We start from the raw sequence: 24,619 nt of genomic DNA on the forward strand, positions 1-24,619 counted from the left end.
AATGAAAGCGTTGATCGTAATTGACATGCTGAACGATTTTGTCACAGGATTACTCGCCAATGAGGCGGATGCGATGAAGATCGTACCGGTAATTAAACGGCTGATTGATCATGCCCGGCGTCAACCGGATTGGCTGGTGGTTTATGCTAATGATGCTCAATGAGGAGCATCATGACTTCACTGAGAGAAAGGGAAGCGTCGCGGCGACGTTTGAGCAAGCCATTTTCAATTAACTGTTGATGCCAGAGAGGAATAAATTGTTGGCAAAAGTCATCGACGCCGCAGTAAAGTTCTTCTAAATTAGACATGCCTGAGGATCTCCACGATTCTGTTTTATTTGACAAAAACTTTGATCGTGCCTCAGGCACTTAGTTCCCTTCTTAAGCAAACCTCAGGTTACTTGATTAAAATACCATGGACGATAGCCAGCAGGATCAGGATCAGCAGAAAGACAAATTCTATGACGCTCCTTAATAGGATCATATACAATAATAATATATTCATTGTCTAATGAATATAAGTCATAACTTTGTCCAAATCCAACTCTTGATTTCTTTAGTCTTACTTGTAATTTTGATTTTGTGGGAGGTTGATACGCGAGCTCAATGCCCATATAACTTTTCCTGCCAGCAGTAAAAACACCTCCGTGTACCCAATACAAATCTGTATCCGGTTGAGAAATAGTTGTAATCATTCCATCCACAGGCACAGGAGTATTATTGAATACCCATTTAAATGAAGGGTCTGTAGATGCAGGTGTTTGCGTATGATCAGCTGTTAATATACTTACCTGATTAACGGGCACTCCAGCTTTCGCATATCTGTAAGCAAAGCTTTCCTGTCTATAAATATGATATGTAGCCATTTTTTAAAACCTCCAATTAAAATTAACAATTATATACTAGATCATAAAAAATTTTTTCACATTCTTATTTTTATATATGACTTAATAATAACCATAATATTTCGACACTATTTTTAAAATTTCTATAAATAGGGATAATATAGATGCACAGCGTGGTTTTACTTCAATGAAATTATTTTTTCTGGTATTTTTCCCTCAATGAAAAAGACTGCGTTGACCATTCAGGAAATATATGACTGTGATGTTCTACATATTCCATGGAACGAGTTTAAAGTTGGAAAAAATTAGTCGTGAGAATATTTTTAAAGCATCTTCTTACTATAAAAAAGGGTGATAATAGTCAATTTCGTAACAGAGCACCAAGTAACCCGCGCTTCCGGAATTAAGCTAGGGAGAATTGGTTTAAATGCCATCAATTGAGCTAGGTCTTAATCCAGGTTTATAATGAGTAATGCTAGTTATTCGCGTTCTAAACCTGTGAGTGACAAAATAGTCGGCTACCCGAACAATATTTCTCATACCCACCATGGGTATTGGTGTTGATGGTGGGTATTAGAGGTGCTATCATTCTCTTGGTTTTGATTAAAGAGAGGGATAATGTCTAGCGATGAACTAATAAAGCAAATCAAAGCGGTTGGCTGGAATTTTGTGCGAGCCAATGGTTCGCATCATGTTTTCGAGAAATCAGAGGAACCCAGCCCGATAGTAATTCCGCATCCGCGCAAAGATTTGGCGGTCGGGACGCTCAATAAAATACTTAAACAGGCAGGACTGAAATAACTTAATTAAGCGGTTGAAAGGCCGCTCTTTAATCAAAGAGAAGGTGTAAGCATGAGATATCCTATTTATTTACATCAGGCTGACGACGGATCGTTTTCCGGTTTTGTGCCAGACGTGATCGGATGTTACTTTGCTGGCGATACCATTGACGACGCTATTAGCGATGCTCAAAACGCATTAGATACTTATTTTGAATACATGAGCGAAAAGGGTGAGGCTCCAGCACAAGCCAGAACTGTTGCTGACCATCTAAGCAATGAAGATTGCACCGGCGGCAGTTGGGCTTATGTTGACATGGATTTAACTAAATACGATGGAAAAGCCATCAAGCTAAACATTACTATGCCCCAACTTTTGTTGGGTAGAATTGATGAATATGTGAACTCACATCGTGAGTATCATAGCCGCAGCGGATTCTTGGCTGAATTGGCTCGGCGTGAGCTGTCGAAACACTCGTAAGATAATTCCTCTATCAAAACCATGAAAAGCCCGCTAACAGCGGGTTTTTTCTTTTAAGAATACCAAAGTGACATGACTAACCTCAGCTTCGTTTAAAAATAGCGATATCACAATCCCGTAAATTCAAGCTTGGTTTTTTAGGTTGGAGTGTATAAGCAATTAAGCCCGCGACGATTTCCAATAAAAAACCGAGCTGACTGCGGTGTCTTGAATGCGCCAAGGCCTGTGACAAATCCCCTTTATCGCCATACAAACACCCTGTTAACCCTTGTACCCGTGCTTTGACTGGATGATGATCATCTTTATTTCCTGAGGTCAACTTAACCGCCAAAAGTTCACCACAATCATTGATAATCAGATGAAGTTTAAAGCCATAAAACCGCCTGTACTCGTTTTCCCTCGCTGTGCGACGCCCTTAAATACGCGATGACGGGGAATACGGAGGTTGTGACAAACGGCAATTTTGGTTGAATCAATAAAAGCGATCCCATGGGTTTCAGCTTTGCGTGACGAAAGAAAAGCACAGAGGGGAATGAGCGCCCTTTGCTTCAAGGTTAACATCAGGGTGTAGCTGACCAATTTGGCAAAAGTCATCGACGCAGCAGTAAAGTTCTTCTAAATTAGATATGCCTGAGGATCTCCACGATTTTGTTTTATCTAGCAAAAACTTTGATCGTGCTTCAGGCACTGAGTCCCCTTCTTAAGCAAACCTCAGGTTAAATAATAAGTTAGTGAAAGTTAAACAGCGGGTAAATTACGTCCATAGTAAATTTCTTGTATCTCTTTTTTTAAGAGATGGGTAATTTCCAGCTTTTCAGTTTCACTTAATTGCTCTGGTGTGGCATTAAATAAACAATCATTCAGGTCAAATTCTTTTAGCATCATTTTTGTATGAAATAAATTTTCCTGATAAATATTGACATCCATCATGTAATACTGTGATTGTACTTCTTCGGTCATATAATTCTGAATAGAGCTGATTTCATGATCAATATAGTGCTTCACGCCATTCACATCTCTGGTGAAGCCACGCACGCGATAATCCATCGTGACAATATCTGATTCCAATTCGTGGATCAGATAGTTCAGCGCTTTGAGAGGTGAAATAACACCGCAGGTTGATACTTCAATATCAGCCCGGAAAGTGCATATACCACCGCCCGGATGGCTCTCTGGATAAGTATGAACACAGATATGACTCTTATCCAAATGGGCAACGACAGAATCGGGTAACGGACCTGGGTTTTCAGTATTGTCTACATCCTTTGGGTCCATTGGTTCTTCGCTGACTAGTATGGTAACGCTTGCCCCTTGTGGCTCATAATCCTGGCGGGCAATATTCAGAATATTTGCACCAATGATCGAACAGGTTTCGCTAAGAATTTCCGTTAAACGATTAGCGTTATATTGTTCGTCAATGTAGGCGATATAACTATCCCGATCGGCTTGGCTTTTTGCATAGCAGATATCGTAAATACAAAAACTCAGGCTTTTTGTCAGGTTATTAAAGCCGTGCAATTTCAGCTTGTGCAATTTATTTCACCTCCTGGCTAATGGGTGATTATGGGTTCTCGGATAGGGCATCCAGCAGATATTGCGGTAGAGCAAAGCTACCTACATGAACGGCTGGATTGTAGTAACGGCAGGTAAAACTTGCGTTGTCAAAGCGCTGTTGCAATGTTGCCAGATCCATATGGCGTAGTGCCGGGTTCTGGCTTGCCCAGGCAAAGGTCATTATTCCGCCGTAATAGGTTGGAATCGCAGCCTGATAGAAACTGCTGTCGGCAAAATAGTTGCTCAATTTTTTATGGCTGGTTACCGCTTCATCCTGTTGTAGAAAACAGACGCCATTCTGGGCAACAAAAATGCCACCTTCATTCAGACAACGTTGGCAACCTTGATAGAATTCCGATGTGAATAATCCTTTACCAGGCCCGATCGGGTCCGTGCAGTCGGAGATAATGACATCGAATTTCTGATCGGTGGTATTAACGAAATTAACACCATCGTCAATGATAAGATTGAAGCGTGGATCATCATAAGCACCGGCATTATGGTTAGGCAGATACTGACGGCAGAATTCAACTACGCCAGCATCGATTTCAACCATAGTGATGCTTTCAAGGTATTGATGACGGCAGACTTCACGTAACATACCGCCATCACCACCGCCGATAATCAGCACGTGTTTAGCGTTCCTGTGGGCGAACAAAGGAACATGAGCCATCATTTCGTGGTAGATAAATTCATCACGTTCAGTCGTTTGTACTGTGCCATCCAGCGCCATGATGCGGCCTAACTCCGCATTTTCAAAGATGATCAAATCCTGATGCTCAGTTTTATCGTGATAAAGCACTTTATCGACGGAAAAATACTGACCAAAATTGGCGTGCAGGGTTTCGTACCAAGTTTCTTTTTGTGACATGCCGCGGCTTTCCTCCACTGTGATGGCCGTGAAAATTGGGCTCACATAATAGCCAACAATCCTCACAGTTGCACGGTGAAATTTACCCCTTAACGGGTATGAGGGGCGGAACTACTTCACGTAGGCAAATAGGCTCAACGAATCTCTGGCGAGGGCATGGCATTTTATCGCATTGGAGAGGTAAATACCTTTCAGATCCTGATAGCTTTCTTCATTGAGTCTATCCATCAATTGGCTGTTGTAATTGGTCAAATCCCACTTATTACGTTGAGCAAAATAAATAATGGCTCGTTTAATTTCCCGGTCAGGAATTTGGCTGTAACCACAGTCATATTTCAGGTAGATAAACACCGCTGTCAGATCGGCCAGATCTTCAGCTTCATTTTCTGTCAGCGCTTTTGCGGGGTGGGAAAAACCGAAAAGAACCAGTATGTAAGTCAAGAGAGCTAATTTTCGCATTTGTATTATTATAATCAATCAATGTCATATTACGTTAACATATTAATATCTTTGTTAGGTAAAATTTATTTTTTAAAATTACTGTAAAGATCGACTTAAATCACATTCCCTTCGCTTGACCTTCCTGTAAGGGTAGCCCTTACGTTTCCTTTATGAGATGTTTTTTTGTTGTCTATTTTTTGGGTTGATTTAACCAGGAGGTGAATATGCAACGACGTGATTTTATCAGATTAAGTGCCGTTATGGGTGTATCCAGTATATTGCCTGCATGGAGCCGTTTCTCCTTTGCTGAATCTTATCCGGTATTACCTATCCCTCCACAACTAGAGCCAGATGCGACAGGTAAAATCGCTATTGAAATCAAAGCGGGAAAATCCAGTTTTAAAGTAGGAACGGTGACTAAAACTTGGGGTTACAACGGTGATTTACTAGGTCCGGCACTGAAATTGATTTCAGGTAAACCTGTCACTATTGATATTCGTAATCATCTACCAGAAGAGACCACGGTTCATTGGCATGGCTTGGAAATTACTGGCGAAGCCGATGGTGGCCCGCATGCGATGATTGCGCCAGGAGGGAACCGGACGGTCAGTTTTACTCCTGAACAACCGGAAGCGACTTGTTGGTTCCATCCGCATACGCATGGCAAGACGGGTTATCAGGTGGCAATGGGGCTTGGAGGATTAGTACTGATTGAAGATGAGAATAGTATTAATACGGGTTTACCAAACCGGTGGGGTGTGGATGATATTCCGGTGATGTTGCAGGATAAGCGCTTGAATAACGCTGGTCAGATTGATTATCAACTGGATGTGATGAGCGCTGCTGTTGGTTGGTTTGGCGATATGATACTGACTAACGGTGTTATTTTGCCCCAACATACTGCACCGCGCGGCTGGTTACGTCTGCGTTTGCTAAATGGCTGTAACGCTCGTAGCCTCAATATTGCGACTAGTGATGGCCGTCAATTGTATGTTGTTGCCAGTGATGGTGGTTTGTTAGCGGAACCGGTTGCGGTTAATGAGTTACCGATTCTGGCGGGGGAACGTTTTGAAGTAGTAATAGATGCTTCGGATGGCACATCTTTCGATCTGGTGACGTTACCTGTGGTTCAGATAGGAATGACATTACCACCATTTGATCGGCCCCTGCCGGTTTTACGCATTCGACCTCAGCTTTTTTCTAGCCGCACAATACTGTCGGAGCAGCTTGCAACGCTTCCTGCATTGCCTTCTTTTAGTGGTTTGAATAGGCGTCGTTTACATCTGGCGATGGATAGTCGTCTGGATATGCAGGGAATGATGTTGCTGTCTGAGCGCTACGGTGAGCGAGCTATGGCGGGTATGGGAATGCATCATGGGAATATGAACCACGGAGATATGCATCATGGTGGTGAACTAAATTTCCATCATGCGAATACCATTAATGGACGGGCTTTCTCCATGATGGAACCGGCTTTTGATGTGAAACAGGGGCAGTATGAACGTTGGGTGATTTCGGGGGTTGGCGATATGATGTTGCATCCGTTCCATATCCACGGCACCCGTTTTCGTATTTTGAGTGAAAATGGCCGCAAACCTGCCGCTCACCGCAGTGGTTGGAAAGACATTGTTCATGTGGAAGGTAAAGAGAGTGAAGTGTTGGTTCAGTTCAAGCATACGGCGGGAGCAAAACACCCATTTATGGCGCACTGTCATCTACTGGAACATGAAGATACTGGCATGATGGTGGGTTTTACTGTCAGTAAATAATTTTGCTCACATTGCCATTGATTTTGTTTTATCGTGTTTTTTAGGCCATGGTGGTGGTCGGCATCAATAGAACACCACAAAGCGTTGTACAGTGATTGCTGTAGGCACTAAAATAGACGCAGATTTTTGAGTGTTATTTGTCCTGTTTAAATGAAGGTGTTGAGATGCTTAATGTAAGGTTTGACTCAGAAAAGGCTGTAGAGGCTATTCTGTATGTTGCCTCTGTAGCGCCAATCCCTGATATTTATCATGTGGGTAAAATTCTGTATTTTGCTGACAGGCTCCATTTAGAACATTATGGACGGCTTATTACCGGTGATAACTATCTTGCGATGAAAGATGGGCCTGTCGCAGAAAATGCTTATGATATTATAAAGATAGCCAGAGGTGACGGGCGCTTTATTCCAAATGGGTGTGACATTGATATTATTCGATCAGCTTTGTCAGTAGACGGCAGTACTGGAAATCATCAGGTGCATGCGTTACGTAATTTCAATGAAGATGTATTCAGTGATTCAGATATTGATTGCATAAATGAAGCAATTGAGAAGTATGGGAATCTTTCTTTTAAAGAAATACGTGATATCAGTCACGATAGCGTTTGGATGGCCGCTGACCAGAATGGTGAGATTCCATTGGAAGTGATAGCTGCCAGTTGCAAAGATGGTGACAAATTAGTTGCTTATCTGACTTCTGCTGAGTAGCTGATGACTAATCTTGGTGACAAATTTCCTGCATCTTTTAGGGCAGATTTTTTAGCCCGGCAGAGTTTGGCTATAGGAGATGTTCTTTATCTTCACTGTTCTTTTACAACGCCTCCAAAGTTAAAATATTTGTTGGTTTGCTGCTTTGAGCCGCTGCTTGTTCTGATAATTAATTCTAAAATCAGCCAATTTATCCAATTACGGCAGGAGCTTCTTCAATGTCAGGTTGATCTGCCTCAAAAAGATCATAAGTTTTTGCAATGGGATTCGTTTATTAATTGTATAGATGCTCATGCGGCATTTGATATTAACGATATTAAGGGAAGGATCAGCACTGATTATCATAATATTGTTAAGGGTAAAATCGCTGATTATTATATGTGTGAAGTTTATAAGGCGGTTAAATGTTCCCCGACGATGAAACGTGGTCAGAAACGCAAAATATTAGAGTCGCTAGAACGATTTGTTGGTTAGCTGTATCTTATCCGCTCAAAAGAACGGAGTATCAATCGGCATACTAATAATCATGATTTTCACCGTGCTTTATCATGATTATTTTTTTAAAAACAACTGGTTATATTTATAATGAAACACACTGTAGAAGTTATGATCTCCGAACAGGAGGTTAAGCAGCGTATTGCTGAACTGGGAAAACAGATTACTGAACACTATCGTGACGGCGGTAGTGAGCTGGTATTGGTCGGATTGCTGAGAGGTTCATTTATTTTTATGGCTGATTTATGCCGTGAAATTCAGATCCCTCATGAAGTCGACTTTATGACGGCTTCTAGTTACGGTAGCGGTATGAATTCCACGCGTGATGTGAAAATCCTGAAAGATCTGGACGAGGATATTCGCGGTAAGCATGTACTAATTGTAGAAGATATTATTGATTCAGGTAATACCCTGAATAAAGTGCGTGAAATTTTGGCGCTGCGTGAGCCAAAATCACTGGCAATCTGTACTTTGCTGGATAAACCTTCCCGCCGTGAAGTTAATGTTCCGGTTGAGTGGATTGGTTACTCAATTGAGGATAAATTTGTGGTGGGTTATGGTATCGATTATGCGCAACTTTACCGTCATTTGCCTTATATCGGCCATGTGGTTTTGTTAGAAGAGTAGTTTTTATCTCATTTGAAAGCGGCAACTTTTAGGTTGCCGTTTTTGGCTTTTTGATTCAGGCATGGTGTGTAGAGGGCTGCGTCCCTATCTACATTTCGGCACTGGTGCCTAATATGGCTTCCGGTCGTAGAACCATATCGGCAGATATCCCTGATTGACAGTAGAATTTATTCCAATATGCTGGACACCATGGCTAAAATTTCATTAACTACAGACGTCGGTGCCTCTTCAATTTTTCTTGCCTGTCTTGCATTTAGATCGACGGAACGAATGCCATTCGCTAATAGCACTCCTTGATTCTGTGTACCGGTGCCCATTAATGTCACGGCAAAACCTGCGAACCTGGCATAATTTCCTCCTTGTGTTATAGGAGCAATAATTGTTAAACCTAATTTGTTAAAATTGTATGGACTTATTACTAAGCATGGTCTTTTGTCACCTTGCAGTTCTTGACCCGCGACTGGGTTTAAGCAAGCTTCAATAATATCCCCTCGTTGAAATATTGCCATTACACTTCATTCCCTACAGGTTTACTAGCATCCCATTCTTTTAATATTTCAGGCATCGGTGCTTCTGAGTCACATAGAGCGAGTAGATCGGCCAATTTATACTTGGGACGATGGTTTACCGCAGAGATTACAATTTTTCCTTGTTCTTCGACAATTGATAATTGGTCACCCTCTTTCAGGTGGAGGGATTTCAATAGCTGAGCTGGAATAATAGTACCAACAGAGTTTCCAATTTTTCTGACATGAGTGAGCATAGCACTTTCCTCGCAAGTAACGGTTATCACATTGTTGACACTGTAGAGTGGTTTTACCTAAGTGTCAACATTGTTACTACAGATAATGTGATTCAATAGCCCATAAAAATGTTCTTTTTCATGAACTATTTTGTCCATTCAAGGAAAATTTGAAACATTCCTTATTTTAGTAAAAAACGCTAAATAAGATTCCAAAATAGTGCTACATCTTACATCACTCATAATTCTATGCATAACAATGGGTTGAAGAGGGTCATGTGTAGCAGAGTTATGAAACGTTAGATGATGAATATATTTATCATGAATTACGTTGTTTTCTTTTTATTACCATATGCGTACATTCGTAAAATAAAGAAATCAAAATAAATACTTGAGATTTAAATAGGCAGCGATTTAATAAAATGAAAATCTGTATAAATCTTTGCTTAATTACACTATAGAAAAGGTTAAATATAACCTTTTCTACAGCGTATTTTGTTAGTTACCTGAAAACTTACTTCTTATTCGTCAATTTAGATACAGTTTGACGATAAGCAAGTTCCAGTTTTTCACGACTATCAGCCGTCACTTCTAGATCTTGCAATTGACCATTATGAATACCGTAAACCCAACCGTGGATCATCACTTTCTGGCCCCGTTTCCATGCTGATTGCATAATAGTTGAGTGACCAAGGTTATATACCTGCTCAACAACGTTAATTTCGCACAGACGGTTCAGACGTTCATTGGGGGGTAATTCACCTAGCATAGAACTGTGTTTATACCAAAGATCACGGATATGTAGCAGCCAGTTGTTAATCAATCCCAGTTCGGTGCCATCAATCGCGGCTTCGATACCACCGCAACCGTAGTGTCCGCAGATAATGATATGTTCAACTTCCAGTACATCTATTGCATATTGAATAACTGAAAGACAATTTAAGTCAGTATGAATAACCAGATTTGCAACATTTCTGTGAACAAATAAGTCACCGGGGGCGGCATCAATTAGTTTTTCTGCGGGTACCCGGCTGTCTGAACAACCAATCCATAAGAATCGAGGTTTTTGTGCTTTTGCTAATTCTTTGAAAAAATTTGGGTTTTCTCCGTTAACCGATTCTGACCACTGCTTGTTATTGGCAAGCAGCTCTTCTATTTTTTTCATCATGATTCATAGCCTGGTAGTGTTTCTTTAAGATAGAATCATATACAACATCAATTAAAATTTTAATATTTTGTTGCTGTTTGTTTTTAATCTTTCTGCTGTTTTTGCAAAGAAAGTCAGGCAGAAAAGGAGCATTATGTTTTCATATTGCACGCAAAAGCGACCAGATAATAAAGGTGTTTTGTAATTTATGACTTATGCATTGGAGTTAACGCAGCTTACTAAGACCTACACTGATGGTGTTAAGGCGCTGCGTGGGATAGACCTGAATGTGGAAATTGGAGACTTCTACGCATTATTGGGTCCGAATGGTGCAGGGAAGTCCACCACAATCGGCATTATTAGCTCTCTGGTAAACAAAAGCAGCGGTAAGGTTAAGGTGTTTGGCTATGATATTGATACTGATATTGTGAATGCTAAACGCCAGTTAGGTCTTGTTCCGCAGGAATTTAATTTTAACCCGTTTGAGACGGTGTTGCAGATTGTTCTCAATCAGGCCGGTTACTATGGTGTGCCGCGAAAAGTGGCTCAAGCCAGAGCGAAAACCTATCTGTCGCAGTTAGATCTGTGGGAAAAACGTAATCAACGGGCGATTCGTCTGTCTGGTGGGATGAAACGGCGTCTGATGATTGTACGTGCTTTAATGCATCAGCCTAAATTATTGATCCTTGATGAACCGACTGCCGGTGTTGATATTGAACTTCGTCGCTCTATGTGGAGTTTTTTGCAACAGCTGAATGCACAGGGAACGACAATTATTCTAACGACTCACTATTTAGAAGAAGCAGAAATGCTGTGCCGTAATATTGGTATTATTCAGCATGGTGAATTGGTGGAAAATACCAGTATGAAAAATTTACTCAGTCGGGTGGAATCAGAAACATTCTTCTTCGATCTGGCAATGCAAAACCCAATTCTTGAACTGGTAGGATATGATTATCGACTGCTGGATGCCTCGACTTTGGAAGTGGATGTTCAACGTGGTCAGGGAATAAATAGCGTATTTACCCAATTAAGTGCTCAGGGGATTCATATTTTGAGTATGCGTAATAAAGCGAACCGTCTGGAAGAGTTGTTTGTTAGCTTGGTGAATAACAAGTAAGGAGATAGTCAATGATTCAGTTGTACTGGGTGGCGCTAAAAACTATCTGGATTAAAGAAATTACCCGTTTTGGTCGTATTTGGGTACAGACTTTATTACCGCCGGTTATTACTATGTCGCTCTATTTTGTTATCTTCGGTAGCTTGATTGGTTCGCGTATTGGAGAAATGGGGGGTGTCGATTATATGCAGTTTATTGTCCCTGGCCTTATTATGATGGCGGTGATTACTAACTCTTATGCCAATGTTTCTTCCTCTTTCTTTGGCGCGAAATTCCAGCGCAGTATTGAGGAATTATTGGTAGCGCCGGTTCCGACACACATAGTTATTGTGGGTTTTGTTGGTGGTGGTGTTGCCCGTGGTGTCTGCGTCGGTATTCTGGTGACATTGGTTTCTCTATTTTTTGTACCGCTTCATATTCATGCGTGGTGGATGATTGTTGTCACGTTATTGATGACCTCCATTCTGTTCTCACTCGGTGGTTTGCTGAATTCGATTTTTGCTAAAACATTTGATGATATTAGCATTATTCCGACCTTCGTATTAACGCCACTGACCTATCTTGGTGGGGTGTTTTATTCATTGACATTATTACCCCCATTTTGGCAAGCGGTTTCCAAGCTGAACCCGATCGTTTATATGATTAGTGGTTTCCGTTATGGTTTCCTGGGAATTACTGATGTTTCTTTGATAATTACATTAAGTGTTTTGACTGCATTTATTGTGGTTTTTTATCTTGTTGCCTGGTATTTAATTGAAACAGGGCGGGGATTGAGGACTTAATTGTAGATTTTTTTGTTATTAAGTGGTGATGAATGGGTAGGGGAAATTCATTTGCAATGTCTTCATAGCCTACCCATTATTGAGCGCTTAAATTAATATTTAAGCTACCTGAACTGGCACAGCTTTAGCTATACGGCTCATAATATTATCACCGTCGAAGTAAGCGATATTAGGCTTATGGTGATGGGCATCTTCGTTAGGGATTTGTACATATGAACAAATAATTAGCTTATCACCTACCGCAGCACGCCGTGCTGCTGCTCCGTTAACTGAAATTATTCTAGAACCACGTTCAGCGGCAATAGCATAAGTGGAAAAACGCTCGCCGTTATCCACGTTATAGATATCAATAGCTTCATATTCCAGAATACCGGTTGCATCCATGAAATTCTGATCAATTGCACAGGAACCTTCATAATGCAAATCTGCCTGAGTGACTTTCACCCGGTGCAATTTCCCCTGTAGCATCGTGCGCAACATGGTTTTTCTCCTGATTAGATGACAATTTAGAACCTTTTTGCATCAATAACGCCTGATACAACGGCGATTATTGCGTTAAATCTACCTGCTGATTATCAATCAAACGGGTCTGCCCTAACCAGGCAGCTATTAGAATAACGGCTTGTTTACTTTCGGTATTTAACGGCGCCAATGTTTCGGCGTCACGGATAAACAACTCATCAGGTACAAAGCCCGCTTCGTGTAGCTGTGAAGAAGCTTGAATGAGCAACTGTTCTGTGTGACGTTCACCCTGTGCCATTTTTTCAGCGATAGATCGCATTATCTTGCTGAGTTCTGGGGCGATTTGATGTTCATCGGCTGTTAAATTGTTATTACGTGAACTGAGAGCCAGGCCACTTTGGTTACGCACCGTGGGTACTGAAACCAGCGTAATATCATAAGCCAGGTCGGCAATCATTTTGCGAATAAGCTGCAATTGTTGAAAATCTTTTTCGCCAAAATAGGTTAAATCGGGTTGTACTAGATTGAACAGTTTGCTCACCACGGTTGAAACACCACGGAAATGACCGGGACGACTGGCCCCTTCCAGCATGGTAGAAAGTCTAGGAACTTCAACATAAGTCTGATGTTCCATTCCATCAGGGTATATTTCCTTATCAGCAGGAGCAAATACCAGATCGACACCGTGTTGATGAAGTTTTTCGCAATCTTCCTGTAAAGTACGGGGATATCTTGCCAGATCATCCTGACGATTAAACTGCATCGGGTTGACGAAAATAGAGACGATCACAATATCTGCTTGCCCTTTGGCTGTATCGACTAACGTCATATGGCCGTCGTGCAAGTTACCCATTGTTGGCACTAGTGCAATGCGTTTTCCTTCCTGACGCCAGCGGCGGATTTCACGGCGTAGAATCGGTACAGTCTCGACAATCAGCATTGCTTAATACTCCTTAATGTGTTTACAGCCTTCGGGCTAACAAGGGTAATTTATTAATAAAATGAGTGTTCTTTTCCAGGGTAGGTACCGCTTTCCACCTGTTCTTTATATAAGCGGATGGCGTCACGTATATTTCCTGTTTCTTCAAGGAAGTTTTTCGCAAATTTAGGCGGATTTGCTGTAATGCCTAGTACGTCATGCATCACTAAAACTTGCCCATCAGTCACATTACCAGCGCCAATACCAATTACCGGGATCTGTAATTCATCGGTGATACGTTTAGCCAATTCAACGGGTACGCATTCTAGTACTAGCAGTTGTATGCCCGCCTTTTCTAAGGTAATTGCATCTTTTATCAATTGATTCGCTGATACTTCATCACGTCCTTGAACTTTATAACCGCCCAGAATATGGACTGACTGGGGAGTTAGCCCTAAATGAGCGCAAACGGGTACAGAACGCTCGGTAAGCATGCTAATGGTATCGTATAACCAGCTACCGCCTTCAAGTTTCACCATGTTAGCGCCAGCACGCATAAGCTTGGCAGCGTTTTCGCAACTCTGCTCTGGTGTGGCATAACTCATGAAGGGCATATCGGCAATAATAAAAGTATAAGGTGCTCCGGCACGGACGCAACGAGTATGATAGACGATATCTTCAACCGTCACTGGAATAGTGGTATCAGCCCCTTGCACAGTCATACCCAGTGAGTCACCAACCAGCATGACATCAATGCCTTGTTCGGCAAACAGGTGGGCAAAGCTGGCGTCATAAGCGGTAATAGTCGCGAATTTACGTTTTTCTTTTTTGAGCTGATTCAGATCAGTCATGGTCATTGGTTTCATCATCTATCTTCCTTCTCCTGCAATTTTTCTTGTTATATACAGAAATCGGCCACGGACTGAACTGAGATCCTTATATGTAATGATTAGAATCAGAGGACTGCGGTTGCAGCCAGAGTGCCAGGCCGTTTTCTGGGATATGTTTCAGTCTTTCAGATAAAGCTTCCCCATCAGGAAATATGAGATCAGGGGCAATCTCAGCTAACGGGTAGAGCATAAATTCGCGCTGTTTTAGTCCGTAGTGGGGGACTGTCAAGCGTTCGGTATTAATCACCTGATCACCAAACAGCATGATATCCAGATCAAGTGTTCTTGGCCCCCAGCGTTCATTTTTTCTTACCCGTCCCTGGGCCAGTTCAATCGCCTGAGTGTGATTGAGTAATTCTTCCGGTGTTAGCGTGGTTTCCAATGCGACTGCCACATTCAGAAAATCAGGTTGATTCTGCGGCCCCATCGGTTTAGTACGATACAGCGAGGAGCAGGTAATAAATTCTGTTTCTGGTAAGTCTTTTAATGCAGCAAGTGCATTTTTTACTTGCTGCATAGGTTCTGCCAGATTGCTACCAACAGCGATATAAACACGAGCCATAATTTATCAACTGTTCCTGCTCAGTCTTGGTTTATAGTGACGGCGAGGTCGTGTACGACGACGGACAATCTCACTGCCCAGTTCGGAAATCATACTCCGTTGCTGTGATGCATTGACTTGCTGAAATTCTCCCCACCAATGGACAAGATCTTTTAGCTCATTGCGATTTTCAACATTGGCTCTCAGTTCCAGCAAATCATAGGCAGCACGGAATTTAGGGTGTTCCATCAGCTTATTTGCCCGTTTACCATGACGGCGTGGCAGACGTAACTGTAATTGCCAGATATCACGCATGATGGTTGTCAGGCGCTTAGGAATGGCAATGGAGTGGCATTGCTCATCCAGAATATCGTTCATGGCCAATGCAAAAGCATCGTAGTAAGCCAAGCCACCTTCTTGAGACAGTTTTTCCGCATGTTCAACCAGTGGATACCAGAGCATTGCGGCGAACAAAAACGCCGGGTTAACCCGTTTATCATTTTGTAACCGGTAATCGGTATTCTTCAAAACCTGATTGAGCATACGTTCCATAGGCGAATCGTTATTTGCGGTGAAATAGCGTTGAACCAATGGGAATAGCGGTTGAAACAGGCGGTATTCGCGCAGAAGTTTATAAGTGCTGTAGCCTTGACCGGTTTGCAACAGTTTTAACGATTCTTCAAACAGACGAGCGGGTGGAATATTACTCAGCAGAAAAGCCAGACGGGAAATAGGCTCGGCAGTATCTTCGCTGATGGTCATATCCAGTTTGCTGGCGAAGCGAACTGCACGCAGCATTCTGACTGGATCTTCCCGATAACGGGTTTCTGGATCGCCAATTAAACGGATAACACCGGTTTCCAGATCATGAAGGCCACCGGCATAATCACGCAGAGAGAAATCATTGATGGCGTAATAGAGACTGTTTATGGTGAAATCGCGGCGCATAGCATCTTCTTCAATTGAACCGAAGATGTTATCCCGCAGTAGCATACCGCTTTGTGCTTGTTGTGACTGATTTTTATCATCAGAACCCGTTTGTTCATGTGGACCACGGAATGTTGCGACTTCAATCACTTCCTGACCAAACATAATATGAGCTAAGCGAAATCGGCGTCCAACCAGACGGCAGTTACGAAATAATTTACGCACCTGTTCTGGCGTTGCACTGGTGGCAATATCAAAATCTTTCGGTTTCGTACCGAGTAATAAATCACGAACACCACCGCCAACCAGATAGGCTTCAAAGCCGGATTTATTCAGACGATAAAGGACTTTCAGTGCATTTTCACTGATGTTTCTGCGGGAAATACTATGTTGTTCCCGTGGAATTATCGTTATCGATAAATCCGAATGGGGATTCTCCTGTTCAACCTCCCTTGGTGTTTTCATATTGGATAAGGGTTGATAAGGGTTTTGGCGATTAGAGTGAAGAGTTACGTACTCTTCCTGAGTAGAACTGTTAGATCCGGTGACTGATCTTTCACTGGCTGCCTGTGGTTCGCGGTTGGTTTTCCCTTCGCGGATCAATAAGTTACGGCAGAAATTTGCTACTCGGTTAAAAATGGTACACCTCGATAAGTAACTAATCATATAAAACAAATAAAAAACAGCGGCTAATCATAGCCTACTGTGTATTTTTTGAGAATGGTTGTTATGACTAACCGTCACTTTATTCATGTTACCTGTGTATTTTACCTTGTTGTGGAATTCGGTCCAGATCCCAATGCGCTGTTGCTTTTTTCAACAATTGATCACGGGAAAGATCTTGCCAGTTTTCTATAACAGATTGATTAAGGAAAGATAATACTTCAATCAGTAATGGCCGGGGATCATCTAATGGGATCGGTTGAGCATGATTCTGTTTGGAAAGTTTATTGCCATCCTTATTCAGAGCGAGTGGTAAATGAATATAGTCAGGTATTTTGAGATTTAACTGCTGATAAAGCGCAATCTGACGGACGGTTGGTTCGATCAAATCAGCCCCTCTTACCACTTCGGTCACCCCTTGGTAATCATCATCAATAACAACCACTAAATTATAGGCGAATAAACCGTCGCGACGATGAATGATAAAATCTTCTTCGGCCATGACCGGATCGGTGTTCAGATATCCTTGCAACTTATCTTCAAAACCGTAAACCGGATGACGCTGTTTGAATCGAATTGCGGCATGATCAACAGGCAGATTTAATTCACGACAGTTTCTGTCATAAAAACCATTAATCTGGTGAATGCGTTGACGGGTACAGGTGCAGTAATAGCTTAACCCTTGTTGTTGCAATTGATTAAGGAGATGACGGTAAGCCTCATGGCGCTGAGATTGATAGAGAATTTCACCATCCCAATGTAAACCGTAATGCTCAAGTGCGTGAAGAATACGGCCGGCAGCACCGGGAACTTCTCTAGGCGGATCAATATCATCAATACGTATCAGCCACTTTCCTTGGCAAGCACGGGCTTGCAAATAGCTGCCAATGGCAGTGATTAATGAACCAAAATGCAGGTCACCAGAAGGAGATGGGGCGAAACGCCCAATATAAGCCCGGGAACGTTCAGATTTTATCATATGGGGATTTATACGGCGTCATGAAGACGCCGTATTCAGAGCACCATTAATTAGCCAGCCATCTGTTTTTCACGGATTTCGGCCAGAGTTTTACAATCAATACACAAATCTGCGGTTGGACGGGCTTCCAAACGACGGATGCCGATCTCAATGCCACAGGATTCACAAAAACCGAAATCGTCATCTTCGACTTTTTTCAGGGTTTTCTCGATCTTCTTAATCAATTTACGCTCACGATCGCGGTTACGTAATTCAAGACTGAATTCTTCTTCCTGCGCCGCACGGTCAACTGGATCAGGGAAGTTCGCTGCCTCATCTTGCATATGAGATACAGTACGATCTACTTCATCCCTGAGCTGATTGCGCCATGCTTCAAGAATTAGCTTGAAATGCGCCAACTGGGCATCGTTCATGTATTCTTCACCTAGCTTTTCTTGGTAAGGTTCTACCCCAGCGATGGCGAGAATGCTTAAGGACGAGGTTTTACGTTTTTGCCCTTCTTGCATAATACTTCTCCTACACACGCACTATCAAACAAACCCCTAGCGGGGAAAAAAACAGGCCGCTATAAATAGCAGATGGAACATGGGTTGGCAATTGTTCCTGCCATTAGTTTCACTATGGTGTGGAAGCAAATGTATTGCATGCCTTTACACCTTGTACAACCTAGCTGCAAATATTAGGTGAATCGGTAAGTTAATCATTTCAGTAAAAAAGTTAACTTATCGCCTAAAACCATCCCTTTTCCCGTCATGTTGGCCTGGTAACAGATAACTTCGACCCCAGAGTTTTGCGCTTGTTCCAAAAGAGATGAATAATTATGATCAATATGTGCAGCCGCGGCGACCTGATTGATCCCAGAATGCAAAACAGCAAAAAATAAAACTGCTCTTTGCCCTTGCTCTGCTATGTGTTGCAATTCCCGCAAGTGCTTCTGTCCGCGGGTCGTGACAGCATCTGGGAAATAGCCACAATTTTCTTGGAGCAGTGTCACTGATTTCACTTCAATATAGCAATTAACTTGTTGTTCTGCTTGTAACAGTAGATCTATCCGGCTGTTCTCTTTGCCATATTTCACTTCCCGACTGGTTTTTTGATATTCAGAAAATTCTGGAATGGCATTTTGTGCAATAGCCTCGGCGACTAAATCATTTGCTCTGAGCGTATTGACACAAATCCAGTGACCATCCTGTGTTTCTGTCAATTCCCAACTGTTGGGGTATTTACGTTTTGGATTATCAGAGGTGGAATACCAAACCGTATCTCCCGGTGTCGCACAGCCAGTCATTGCACCCGTATTGGCACAGTGGATAGTCAGTGTTTCACCTTCCGGTGTGATGACATCAGCCAGGAAACGTTTATAGCGACGAATTAGTGTGGCGGATTGTAAGGGCGGATGGAATTCCATAAAAACTCCTGAATGACTGATGGCATAAGATTGAAGCAGGCAATGCTACAATGCCGGCGGTTGAAAGTTAACTTTCTTTGTATGGAGTGTTTGTGTCTTTATTGCCTGTATATGAGGTCGTCGAACCTGTCCTGAGTGCGTTGAAAAGTTCACAACAGGTCCTGCTTCATGCTCCGGCCGGTGCCGGGAAGTCGACGGCTTTGCCATTGGAAATTCTGAAAAAAGCCGATTTCTCTGGGCGTATCATCATGTTAGAACCACGGCGGATTGCTGCTCGCAGTGTCGCCAATCGCCTTGCTGCTCAACTGAATGAAAATATCGGGCAGACCGTGGGTTACCGGATGCGTACAGAAGCAAAAGTGAGTGCAATTACTCGCCTTGAAGTGGTAACAGAAGGCATTTTAACCCGCATGTTGCAGCAAGATCCCATGCTAACAGGGGTTTCTCTGGTGATTCTGGATGAATTCCATGAGCGCAGTTTGCAGGCTGATTTGGCTCTGGCATTGTTGCTGGATGTACAGGTAGGGTTGCGGGATGATCTGCGCGTTTTGATCATGTCAGCCACACTGGATAATCAGCGGCTCTCTGCTTTGTTACCTGATGCGCCAGTGGTGACTTCTCAAGGACGAAGCTTTCCTGTGACTAGACATTATTGTCCTTTGCCTGCTCACCAACCTTTTGAACAGAGTGTAGCCACGGTTGTATTACGGTTACTCCAACAGGAACAAGGTTCTGTGCTATTGTTTTTGCCGGGAAGCGGGGAAATTCAACGGGTATTTGGACTTCTTAGCGGGAAAGTTGCTGAGGATACCGATTTGTGCCTGTTATACGGTGCGTTGTCATTGGCTGAACAACAAAAAGCTATCGAACCTTCACTACGTGGACGCCGTAAAGTTGTTTTGGCGACCAACATTGCCGAAACCAGCTTAACGATTGAAGGTATTCGATTGGTGGTTGATAGTGGCCTTGAACGCACGACGCGTTTTGAACCCAAAAATGGATTGACCCGCCTAATCACTCAACGCATCAGCCAAGCCTCTATGACGCAACGGGCTGGCCGTGCAGGACGGTTGGAAGCGGGAATTTGTTGGCATCTATTCAGCCAAGAACAGGCAGAAAGAGCGGCAGAGTATAGTGAACCCGAAATTCTGAATGCTGATCTCAGTGGCTTATGGTTCTCCTTATTGCAGTGGGGGTGTCATGATATTTCCCAATTGCACTGGCTAGATATTCCCCCTGACGCAGCTTTGGCAGTAGCCAAATCGTTATTATTACGGTTAGGTGCAGTTAATAACAATGGTCAGTTAACGTCCAGAGGCAGAAAAATGGCGGAATCCGGTAGTGATCCGCGCCTGGCTGCAATGTTATGTGCAGGGTTGGAACAAGGGGCCGATATGCTGGCAACCGCCGCTATGCTGACTGCGATTCTGGAGGAGCCGCCCCGTGATGGTCAGTCGGACATCACTTATTGGGTTGAGCAGCGACAAGCTCATTGGTTACGGCGGGCAAAACGGTTAGCTAGAAATATGGGTGATCATTTTGGTGAGCCAGACTGCGGATTTGCTGCAATGCTATTAGCCCAGGGTTTCCCTGACAGAATAGCCAAAAATCGGGATAAGGGAGGGCGTTTTCAACTGGCTAATGGTTTGGGGGTGATGATCGATGATGATGAAAAGTTATCTAGCGAATCGTGGCTGGTGGCTCTTTCATTATTACAAAACAGCAGAAATCCTGACGCGCGTATTTTGCTAGCTTGTCCTCTGGATATTGAACGACTGGTACAGCAACAACCGAATTTATTCAGTGAGCAGAGTGTCGTTGAATGGGATGATAACAAAGGGACGTTGCGAGCATGGAAACGGCTGCAATGTGGCAGCTTGACAGTAAAAGCCCAACGATTGGCAAAGCCTTCAGATGAGCAATTACAACAGGCCCTGCTAAACTGGTTACGCAGTGAGGGATTACATGAACTGAACTGGTCACCAGCGGCAGTTCAGTTGTGCATCCGTATCCAATGTGCGGCTAAATGGTTGCCTGAAATGCAGTGGCCGGCAGTAGATAATGATGTATTAATGGCTTCTCTTGATCATTGGTTAATGCCGTTCCTTACTGGTGTGCGTGATTTGAAAGGGCTGAAACAGATTGATTTGTTGCCAGCACTGGAAAATTTGCTGGATTGGCAACAACAACAGTGTCTGGATAATGAACTGCCTATTTATTACACTGCCCCTACCGGCAGTCGGATAGCAATCCGTTATTTCAGTGATAAACCACCGGTATTATCTGTTCGGATGCAGGAAATGTATGGAGAGCAGCAAAGTCCATCGTTGGCAAAAGGGCGGATAGCATTGGTGCTTGAATTATTATCGCCGGCCCCGCGCCCATTGCAGATCACGCAAGATTTGGCTGCTTTTTGGCAGGGGGCATATCGGGAAGTGCAAAAAGAGATGAAGGGGCGCTATCCAAAACATCTATGGCCGGATGATCCGGCAAATACGGCACCCACTCGGCGGGTAAAAAAATATTCGTAATAGAATTTAACAACTTTCTTGTAGGCGAATAAATTCATTAAAAAAGATATGAATACCCATTATTCAGCGTTTGAATGGCTTTGGAGAATTTTGGAATGTCTGGTGAAGATCATCAACCAATCGGACGTAAAAGCAAGAAACCGGTGTCCCGCCGTAAACCGCCATCGAAAAGACGGCATTTGTTGGATGATTATGATGATGGTTACGAAGATGACGACTACGATAATGAAGAGGATCAACCCATGACAAAGAGAGGAAAGTATTCCCATCCACCGAAGAAAAAGTGGCGTTGGTTCTGGCTGTTATTCAAGATATTTACTATTTTTGCCGTATTACTGGTGGCTTATGGTATTTATCTGGATGGCAAAATCCGTGACCGCATTGACGGAAAAGTTTGGGAGTTACCTGCGGCAGTTTATGGCCGAATGGTCAACCTTGAACCGGGTATGAACTACAGTAAAAAAGAGATGGTACATCTGCTGGAAGGCATGCAGTATCGCCAGGTGACGAAAATTACCCGTCCTGGGGAGTTTTCTGTCAGAGGTGAAACCATTGAGATGCTGCGCCGTCCATTTGATTTCCCAGACAGCAAAGAGGGGCAGATCCACGCTCTGCTGACTTTTAGCGATAACCGTTTGGCGGGGATCGAAAATCTGGAAAATCAGCGTCAGTTTGGGTTCTTCCGTCTTGATCCGAAGCTGATTACTATGTTGCAGTCACCCAATGGGGAGCAGCGGTTGTTTGTGCCGCGCTCTGGTTTTCCTGATTTACTGGTCAACACCTTGCTGGCGACAGAAGATCGTCATTTCTATCAACATGATGGTATCCGCATCCTTTCTATCGGGCGTGCGTTTCTGGCTAACGTGACTGCCGGGCGCACTGTTCAGGGAGGAAGTACCCTGACGCAACAATTGGTCAGAAACTTGTTTCTGACCAATGAACGTACCTTGGTGCGTAAAGCAAATGAAGCTTACATGGCGGTTTTGATGGATTATCGTTACAGCAAAGATCGGATTCTCGAACTGTATCTGAACGAAGTTTATTTAGGCCAAAGTGGTGATGAGCAGATCCGAGGATTTCCACTGGCGAGCCTCTATTATTTTGGTCGCCCGGTGGATGAATTGAGTTTGGATCAGCAAGCATTGCTGGTTGGTATGGTAAAAGGAGCTTCACTTTATAACCCGTGGCGTAATCCTAAACTCGCTCTTCAACGTCGTAATGTAGTACTTAAGCTGTTACAAAATCAGCAAATTATTGATGAAGATCTTTACAAGTTACTGAGTGCTCGCCCATTGGGAGTAAAACCGAAAAGTGGTGTTATTACCCCACAACCGGCATTTATGCAGCTAGTTCGTAAGGAGTTGCAGGACAGACTGGGGGATAGAGTGAATGACCTGTCCGGCGTGAAAATCTTCACTACTTTGGACCCGGTATCTCAGGATGCGGCTGAAAACGCAGTAGAAGAGGGGATTGCCAGCCTGAGAAAAACCCGCAAAATTGCTGACCTTGAAGGGGCAATGGTGATTGTCGATCGCATCAGTGGTGAAATCAGGGCGATGGTTGGTGGTTCTCAACCTCAGTATGCTGGATTTAACCGAGCGATGATGGCACGTCGTTCAATTGGTTCATTGGCAAAACCTTCTACTTATTTGGCAGCATTGAGTGAACCTGATCAATATCGGTTGAATACTTGGCTGGCGGATGAACCTCTTGCGGTAAAACAGCCGAACAGTAAGGTTTGGGAACCGAGAAATTATGACCGTCGTTTCCGTGGGCGTGTCATGTTAATAGATGCGCTGGCGAGTTCATTGAATATTCCTACAGTGAATCTTGGATTGGCGGTTGGTCTTGATCATGTCAGCAACACCTTGATCCGGCTTGGTGTACCGGAGGAGGTGATTCAGCAGGTTCCAGCGATGTTACTGGGTTCTCTTAGTTTGACGCCATTAGAAGTAGCGCAGGAATATCAGACGATGACGAGCGGCGGCAACCGCGCGACACTTTCCGCGTTACGTTCTGTTATCACGGAAGATGGCACGGTGATATATCAGAGTTACCCACAGGCTGAACGGGCTGTACCGGCTCAGGCGGCTTACCTGACGCTATATGGTATGCAGCAAGTTGTGGCGAGAGGGACTTCGCGTTCTCTGACGGCTAAGTTTGGTCGTTATAATCTGGCAGGTAAAACAGGCACTACCAATGATCTGCGTGATAGTTGGTTTGCCGGGGTTGATGGCAAAGAAGTGGTGATTTCATGGGTTGGTCGTGATAACAACGATCCGACTAATCTGACTGGTGCCACTGGTGCGCTAAATGTGTATCGCCGCTATTTGGAAAATCAGACACCGCTGGTGCTGAACAACATTCCACCAGAAGGCATTGTCGATATGGCGGTTAATCAGGACGGCAGCTTTAATTGTAGCGGTGGCAGTGGCTGGAGAACATTACCGGTTTGGACTTATGATCCACAGAGTCTGTGCCAGCAAACAGCGGTGTCAGCACCTGTTCAACAGCAAGAAGAAGCGCCGGGTTGGTTACGAGAGATGTTTGGACAATAATATACCCGTTATCTTTCAAGTTGCCTCTTTGTTGGCTGCACTCACTCACCCCGGTCACATAGTTATCTATGCTCCCGGGGATTCGCTCCTTTGCCGTCGCGATGCATCTTGAAATCCATAGGGTATAAATATTTGATGAGATGAATGACAAAGCGCTGATCTTCTGGTCAGCGTTTTGACTTTCTGAGTATTGTTTTTCGTCTGTAAAGCCACCGTTCACCGTTTTTTTCATCAGCTTCCTAAACATACCGCGTCATTACCTTTTCAGCTTTACACCATTATCGCAGTAGTAATGCTCATATTTGTTGTATTTTTGTATAAAAATTGTTGATAAATATGATTTTTTCACCTGTTTGAGACAAAAAAATCAGCCACTTTCGGAATA

Annotated in this window: 27 protein-coding genes and 2 pseudogenes; 12 read left to right on the top strand and 17 right to left on the bottom strand. The window is 43.3% G+C overall.

The window, feature by feature from the left end; genetic code table 11:
* Nucleotide 1 precedes the first annotated feature (1 nt).
* Complete coding sequence (locus KZ793_RS19180; RefSeq protein WP_112877039.1) at nt 2–163, top strand: isochorismatase family protein; 162 nt, start codon at nt 2–4, stop codon at nt 161–163.
* On the opposite strand, the pseudogene KZ793_RS19185 reads toward KZ793_RS19180, so the two are convergent.
* Together KZ793_RS19185 and KZ793_RS19190 are read right to left on the bottom strand one after the other, a co-directional pair.
* A pseudogene (locus KZ793_RS19185) lies at nt 150–308 on the bottom strand (IS982 family transposase); the annotation flags it as partial. The gene KZ793_RS19180 and the pseudogene KZ793_RS19185 sit on opposite strands and share 14 nt — an antisense overlap.
* An 83-nt stretch (nt 309–391) precedes the next feature.
* Nucleotides 392–865: a hypothetical protein gene (locus KZ793_RS19190; protein ID WP_225816786.1), complete on the bottom strand. Its 474-nt coding sequence runs from the start codon at nt 863–865 to the stop codon at nt 392–394.
* A 198-nt stretch (nt 866–1,063) separates the two neighbouring features.
* On the opposite strand from KZ793_RS19190, the gene KZ793_RS19195 reads away from it, so the two are divergent.
* The 3 genes from KZ793_RS19195 to KZ793_RS19205 all read left to right on the top strand — a co-directional run bounded on the left by KZ793_RS19195 (nt 1,064) and on the right by KZ793_RS19205 (nt 2,104).
* The gene (locus KZ793_RS19195; protein ID WP_232832504.1) at nt 1,064–1,153 is read left to right on the top strand and encodes an S-4TM family putative pore-forming effector; all 90 of its coding nucleotides are present in this window, start codon (nt 1,064–1,066) and stop codon (nt 1,151–1,153) included.
* Between the two features lie 309 nt (nt 1,154–1,462).
* Nucleotides 1,463–1,645, top strand: coding sequence for a type II toxin-antitoxin system HicA family toxin (locus KZ793_RS19200; protein WP_225816787.1), 183 nt, complete (start codon nt 1,463–1,465; stop codon nt 1,643–1,645).
* A gap of 51 nt (nt 1,646–1,696) precedes the next feature.
* Nucleotides 1,697–2,104 (top strand): type II toxin-antitoxin system HicB family antitoxin, encoded by a 408-nt coding sequence (locus KZ793_RS19205; protein ID WP_225816788.1) that lies wholly within the window; start codon nt 1,697–1,699, stop codon nt 2,102–2,104.
* Nucleotides 2,105–2,186: 82 nt separating this feature from the next.
* On the opposite strand, the pseudogene KZ793_RS19210 reads toward KZ793_RS19205, so the two are convergent.
* From KZ793_RS19210 to KZ793_RS19225, 4 genes and pseudogenes are all read right to left on the bottom strand, one after another.
* Nucleotides 2,187–2,692 (bottom strand): annotated as a pseudogene (locus KZ793_RS19210) (transposase); the annotation flags it as partial.
* A 150-nt stretch (nt 2,693–2,842) separates the two neighbouring features.
* On the bottom strand, nt 2,843–3,637 hold the full coding sequence (speD, locus tag KZ793_RS19215) for an adenosylmethionine decarboxylase (protein ID WP_225816789.1): 795 nt from the start codon (nt 3,635–3,637) through the stop codon (nt 2,843–2,845).
* Between the two features lie 28 nt (nt 3,638–3,665).
* The gene (gene speE, locus KZ793_RS19220) at nt 3,666–4,529 is read right to left on the bottom strand and encodes a polyamine aminopropyltransferase (RefSeq protein WP_225816790.1); all 864 of its coding nucleotides are present in this window, start codon (nt 4,527–4,529) and stop codon (nt 3,666–3,668) included.
* 111 nt (nt 4,530–4,640) lie between these two features.
* Entirely contained in the window at nt 4,641–4,988 is a 348-nt protein-coding gene (locus KZ793_RS19225) for a YacC family pilotin-like protein (RefSeq protein WP_118986483.1), read from the bottom strand.
* A 206-nt stretch (nt 4,989–5,194) separates the two neighbouring features.
* On the opposite strand from KZ793_RS19225, the gene cueO reads away from it, so the two are divergent.
* From cueO to hpt, 4 genes are all read left to right on the top strand, one after another.
* Nucleotides 5,195–6,739: a multicopper oxidase CueO gene (cueO, locus tag KZ793_RS19230; protein ID WP_225816791.1), complete on the top strand. Its 1,545-nt coding sequence runs from the start codon at nt 5,195–5,197 to the stop codon at nt 6,737–6,739.
* A gap of 164 nt (nt 6,740–6,903) precedes the next feature.
* Nucleotides 6,904–7,443: a Panacea domain-containing protein gene (locus KZ793_RS19235; RefSeq protein WP_225816792.1), complete on the top strand. Its 540-nt coding sequence runs from the start codon at nt 6,904–6,906 to the stop codon at nt 7,441–7,443.
* A 3-nt stretch (nt 7,444–7,446) separates the two neighbouring features.
* A complete protein-coding gene (locus KZ793_RS19240) occupies nt 7,447–7,917 on the top strand; it encodes a hypothetical protein (RefSeq protein ID WP_225816793.1) in 471 nt (156 codons plus the stop codon).
* 111 nt (nt 7,918–8,028) lie between these two features.
* Entirely contained in the window at nt 8,029–8,565 is a 537-nt protein-coding gene (gene hpt / locus KZ793_RS19245; RefSeq protein ID WP_225816794.1) for a hypoxanthine phosphoribosyltransferase, read from the top strand.
* Nucleotides 8,566–8,732: 167 nt separating this feature from the next.
* On the opposite strand, the gene KZ793_RS19250 is transcribed toward hpt, so the two are convergent.
* The 3 genes from KZ793_RS19250 to can all read right to left on the bottom strand — a co-directional run bounded on the left by KZ793_RS19250 (nt 8,733) and on the right by can (nt 10,475).
* A complete protein-coding gene (locus KZ793_RS19250; RefSeq protein ID WP_225816795.1) occupies nt 8,733–9,074 on the bottom strand; it encodes a type II toxin-antitoxin system ChpB family toxin in 342 nt (113 codons plus the stop codon).
* A complete protein-coding gene (locus tag KZ793_RS19255) occupies nt 9,074–9,328 on the bottom strand; it encodes an AbrB/MazE/SpoVT family DNA-binding domain-containing protein (protein WP_225816796.1) in 255 nt (84 codons plus the stop codon). Before KZ793_RS19255 ends, KZ793_RS19250 begins: the two co-directional genes overlap by 1 nt.
* 493 nt (nt 9,329–9,821) lie before the next feature.
* Entirely contained in the window at nt 9,822–10,475 is a 654-nt protein-coding gene (can, locus tag KZ793_RS19260; RefSeq protein ID WP_225816797.1) for a carbonate dehydratase, read from the bottom strand.
* A 187-nt stretch (nt 10,476–10,662) separates the two neighbouring features.
* Between can and KZ793_RS19265 the strand changes: the two genes are divergently transcribed.
* Both KZ793_RS19265 and KZ793_RS19270 read left to right on the top strand, forming a co-directional pair.
* Nucleotides 10,663–11,574, top strand: coding sequence for an ABC transporter ATP-binding protein (locus KZ793_RS19265; RefSeq protein ID WP_225816798.1), 912 nt, complete (start codon nt 10,663–10,665; stop codon nt 11,572–11,574).
* Between the two features lie 11 nt (nt 11,575–11,585).
* On the top strand, nt 11,586–12,356 hold the full coding sequence (locus tag KZ793_RS19270; RefSeq protein WP_225816799.1) for an ABC transporter permease: 771 nt from the start codon (nt 11,586–11,588) through the stop codon (nt 12,354–12,356).
* 99 nt (nt 12,357–12,455) lie between these two features.
* On the opposite strand, the gene panD is transcribed toward KZ793_RS19270, so the two are convergent.
* From panD to sfsA, 8 genes are all read right to left on the bottom strand, one after another.
* Nucleotides 12,456–12,836: an aspartate 1-decarboxylase gene (gene panD / locus KZ793_RS19275; protein WP_225816800.1), complete on the bottom strand. Its 381-nt coding sequence runs from the start codon at nt 12,834–12,836 to the stop codon at nt 12,456–12,458.
* A 67-nt stretch (nt 12,837–12,903) separates the two neighbouring features.
* Nucleotides 12,904–13,758, bottom strand: coding sequence for a pantoate--beta-alanine ligase (gene panC / locus KZ793_RS19280; RefSeq protein WP_225816801.1), 855 nt, complete (start codon nt 13,756–13,758; stop codon nt 12,904–12,906).
* 53 nt (nt 13,759–13,811) lie between these two features.
* The gene (gene panB, locus KZ793_RS19285) at nt 13,812–14,603 is read right to left on the bottom strand and encodes a 3-methyl-2-oxobutanoate hydroxymethyltransferase (RefSeq protein WP_225816809.1); all 792 of its coding nucleotides are present in this window, start codon (nt 14,601–14,603) and stop codon (nt 13,812–13,814) included.
* Nucleotides 14,604–14,673: 70 nt separating this feature from the next.
* Nucleotides 14,674–15,189 carry a 2-amino-4-hydroxy-6-hydroxymethyldihydropteridine diphosphokinase gene (gene folK / locus KZ793_RS19290; RefSeq protein ID WP_225816802.1) on the bottom strand — a complete coding sequence of 172 codons (516 nt, stop codon included), beginning with the start codon at nt 15,187–15,189 and terminating at the stop codon, nt 14,674–14,676.
* Between the two features lie 6 nt (nt 15,190–15,195).
* On the bottom strand, nt 15,196–16,560 hold the full coding sequence (pcnB, locus tag KZ793_RS19295; protein WP_225816810.1) for a polynucleotide adenylyltransferase PcnB: 1,365 nt from the start codon (nt 16,558–16,560) through the stop codon (nt 15,196–15,198).
* A gap of 289 nt (nt 16,561–16,849) precedes the next feature.
* Nucleotides 16,850–17,737: a tRNA glutamyl-Q(34) synthetase GluQRS gene (gluQRS, locus tag KZ793_RS19300; protein ID WP_225816803.1), complete on the bottom strand. Its 888-nt coding sequence runs from the start codon at nt 17,735–17,737 to the stop codon at nt 16,850–16,852.
* Between the two features lie 50 nt (nt 17,738–17,787).
* A complete protein-coding gene (dksA, locus tag KZ793_RS19305; protein ID WP_118986499.1) occupies nt 17,788–18,243 on the bottom strand; it encodes an RNA polymerase-binding protein DksA in 456 nt (151 codons plus the stop codon).
* A gap of 194 nt (nt 18,244–18,437) precedes the next feature.
* Entirely contained in the window at nt 18,438–19,145 is a 708-nt protein-coding gene (sfsA, locus tag KZ793_RS19310; protein WP_225816804.1) for a DNA/RNA nuclease SfsA, read from the bottom strand.
* A gap of 86 nt (nt 19,146–19,231) precedes the next feature.
* On the opposite strand from sfsA, the gene hrpB reads away from it, so the two are divergent.
* Together hrpB and mrcB are read left to right on the top strand one after the other, a co-directional pair.
* Nucleotides 19,232–21,676: an ATP-dependent helicase HrpB gene (hrpB, locus tag KZ793_RS19315; RefSeq protein ID WP_225816811.1), complete on the top strand. Its 2,445-nt coding sequence runs from the start codon at nt 19,232–19,234 to the stop codon at nt 21,674–21,676.
* 95 nt (nt 21,677–21,771) lie between these two features.
* Nucleotides 21,772–24,234, top strand: coding sequence for a bifunctional glycosyl transferase/transpeptidase (mrcB, locus tag KZ793_RS19320; RefSeq protein WP_225816805.1), 2,463 nt, complete (start codon nt 21,772–21,774; stop codon nt 24,232–24,234).
* The last annotated feature ends 385 nt before the right edge of the window (nt 24,235–24,619 follow it).

This window comes from Photorhabdus antumapuensis, from assembly GCF_020387775.1.
GTDB lineage: Bacteria > Pseudomonadota > Gammaproteobacteria > Enterobacterales > Enterobacteriaceae > Photorhabdus > Photorhabdus antumapuensis.

Coding starts and splice junctions, on each gene's coding strand:
- panC (WP_225816801.1), bottom strand. CDS start 13,758: ATGCTGATTGTCGAGACTGTACCGATTCTACGCCGTGAAATCCGCCGC.
- KZ793_RS19235 (WP_225816792.1), top strand. CDS start 6,904: ATGCTTAATGTAAGGTTTGACTCAGAAAAGGCTGTAGAGGCTATTCTG.
- KZ793_RS19250 (WP_225816795.1), bottom strand. CDS start 9,074: ATGGCAATATTTCAACGAGGGGATATTATTGAAGCTTGCTTAAACCCA.
- pcnB (WP_225816810.1), bottom strand. CDS start 16,560: ATGAAAACACCAAGGGAGGTTGAACAGGAGAATCCCCATTCGGATTTA.
- cueO (WP_225816791.1), top strand. CDS start 5,195: ATGCAACGACGTGATTTTATCAGATTAAGTGCCGTTATGGGTGTATCC.
- KZ793_RS19195 (WP_232832504.1), top strand. CDS start 1,064: ATGAAAAAGACTGCGTTGACCATTCAGGAAATATATGACTGTGATGTT.
- folK (WP_225816802.1), bottom strand. CDS start 15,189: ATGGCTCGTGTTTATATCGCTGTTGGTAGCAATCTGGCAGAACCTATG.
- KZ793_RS19265 (WP_225816798.1), top strand. CDS start 10,663: ATGACTTATGCATTGGAGTTAACGCAGCTTACTAAGACCTACACTGAT.
- hpt (WP_225816794.1), top strand. CDS start 8,029: ATGAAACACACTGTAGAAGTTATGATCTCCGAACAGGAGGTTAAGCAG.
- KZ793_RS19200 (WP_225816787.1), top strand. CDS start 1,463: ATGTCTAGCGATGAACTAATAAAGCAAATCAAAGCGGTTGGCTGGAAT.
- KZ793_RS19205 (WP_225816788.1), top strand. CDS start 1,697: ATGAGATATCCTATTTATTTACATCAGGCTGACGACGGATCGTTTTCC.
- panD (WP_225816800.1), bottom strand. CDS start 12,836: ATGTTGCGCACGATGCTACAGGGGAAATTGCACCGGGTGAAAGTCACT.
- KZ793_RS19180 (WP_112877039.1), top strand. CDS start 2: ATGAAAGCGTTGATCGTAATTGACATGCTGAACGATTTTGTCACAGGA.
- KZ793_RS19225 (WP_118986483.1), bottom strand. CDS start 4,988: ATGCGAAAATTAGCTCTCTTGACTTACATACTGGTTCTTTTCGGTTTT.
- gluQRS (WP_225816803.1), bottom strand. CDS start 17,737: ATGATAAAATCTGAACGTTCCCGGGCTTATATTGGGCGTTTCGCCCCA.
- dksA (WP_118986499.1), bottom strand. CDS start 18,243: ATGCAAGAAGGGCAAAAACGTAAAACCTCGTCCTTAAGCATTCTCGCC.
- KZ793_RS19255 (WP_225816796.1), bottom strand. CDS start 9,328: ATGCTCACTCATGTCAGAAAAATTGGAAACTCTGTTGGTACTATTATT.
- KZ793_RS19190 (WP_225816786.1), bottom strand. CDS start 865: ATGGCTACATATCATATTTATAGACAGGAAAGCTTTGCTTACAGATAT.
- panB (WP_225816809.1), bottom strand. CDS start 14,603: ATGAAACCAATGACCATGACTGATCTGAATCAGCTCAAAAAAGAAAAA.
- sfsA (WP_225816804.1), bottom strand. CDS start 19,145: ATGGAATTCCATCCGCCCTTACAATCCGCCACACTAATTCGTCGCTAT.
- can (WP_225816797.1), bottom strand. CDS start 10,475: ATGATGAAAAAAATAGAAGAGCTGCTTGCCAATAACAAGCAGTGGTCA.
- KZ793_RS19240 (WP_225816793.1), top strand. CDS start 7,447: ATGACTAATCTTGGTGACAAATTTCCTGCATCTTTTAGGGCAGATTTT.
- KZ793_RS19270 (WP_225816799.1), top strand. CDS start 11,586: ATGATTCAGTTGTACTGGGTGGCGCTAAAAACTATCTGGATTAAAGAA.
- speE (WP_225816790.1), bottom strand. CDS start 4,529: ATGTCACAAAAAGAAACTTGGTACGAAACCCTGCACGCCAATTTTGGT.
- mrcB (WP_225816805.1), top strand. CDS start 21,772: ATGTCTGGTGAAGATCATCAACCAATCGGACGTAAAAGCAAGAAACCG.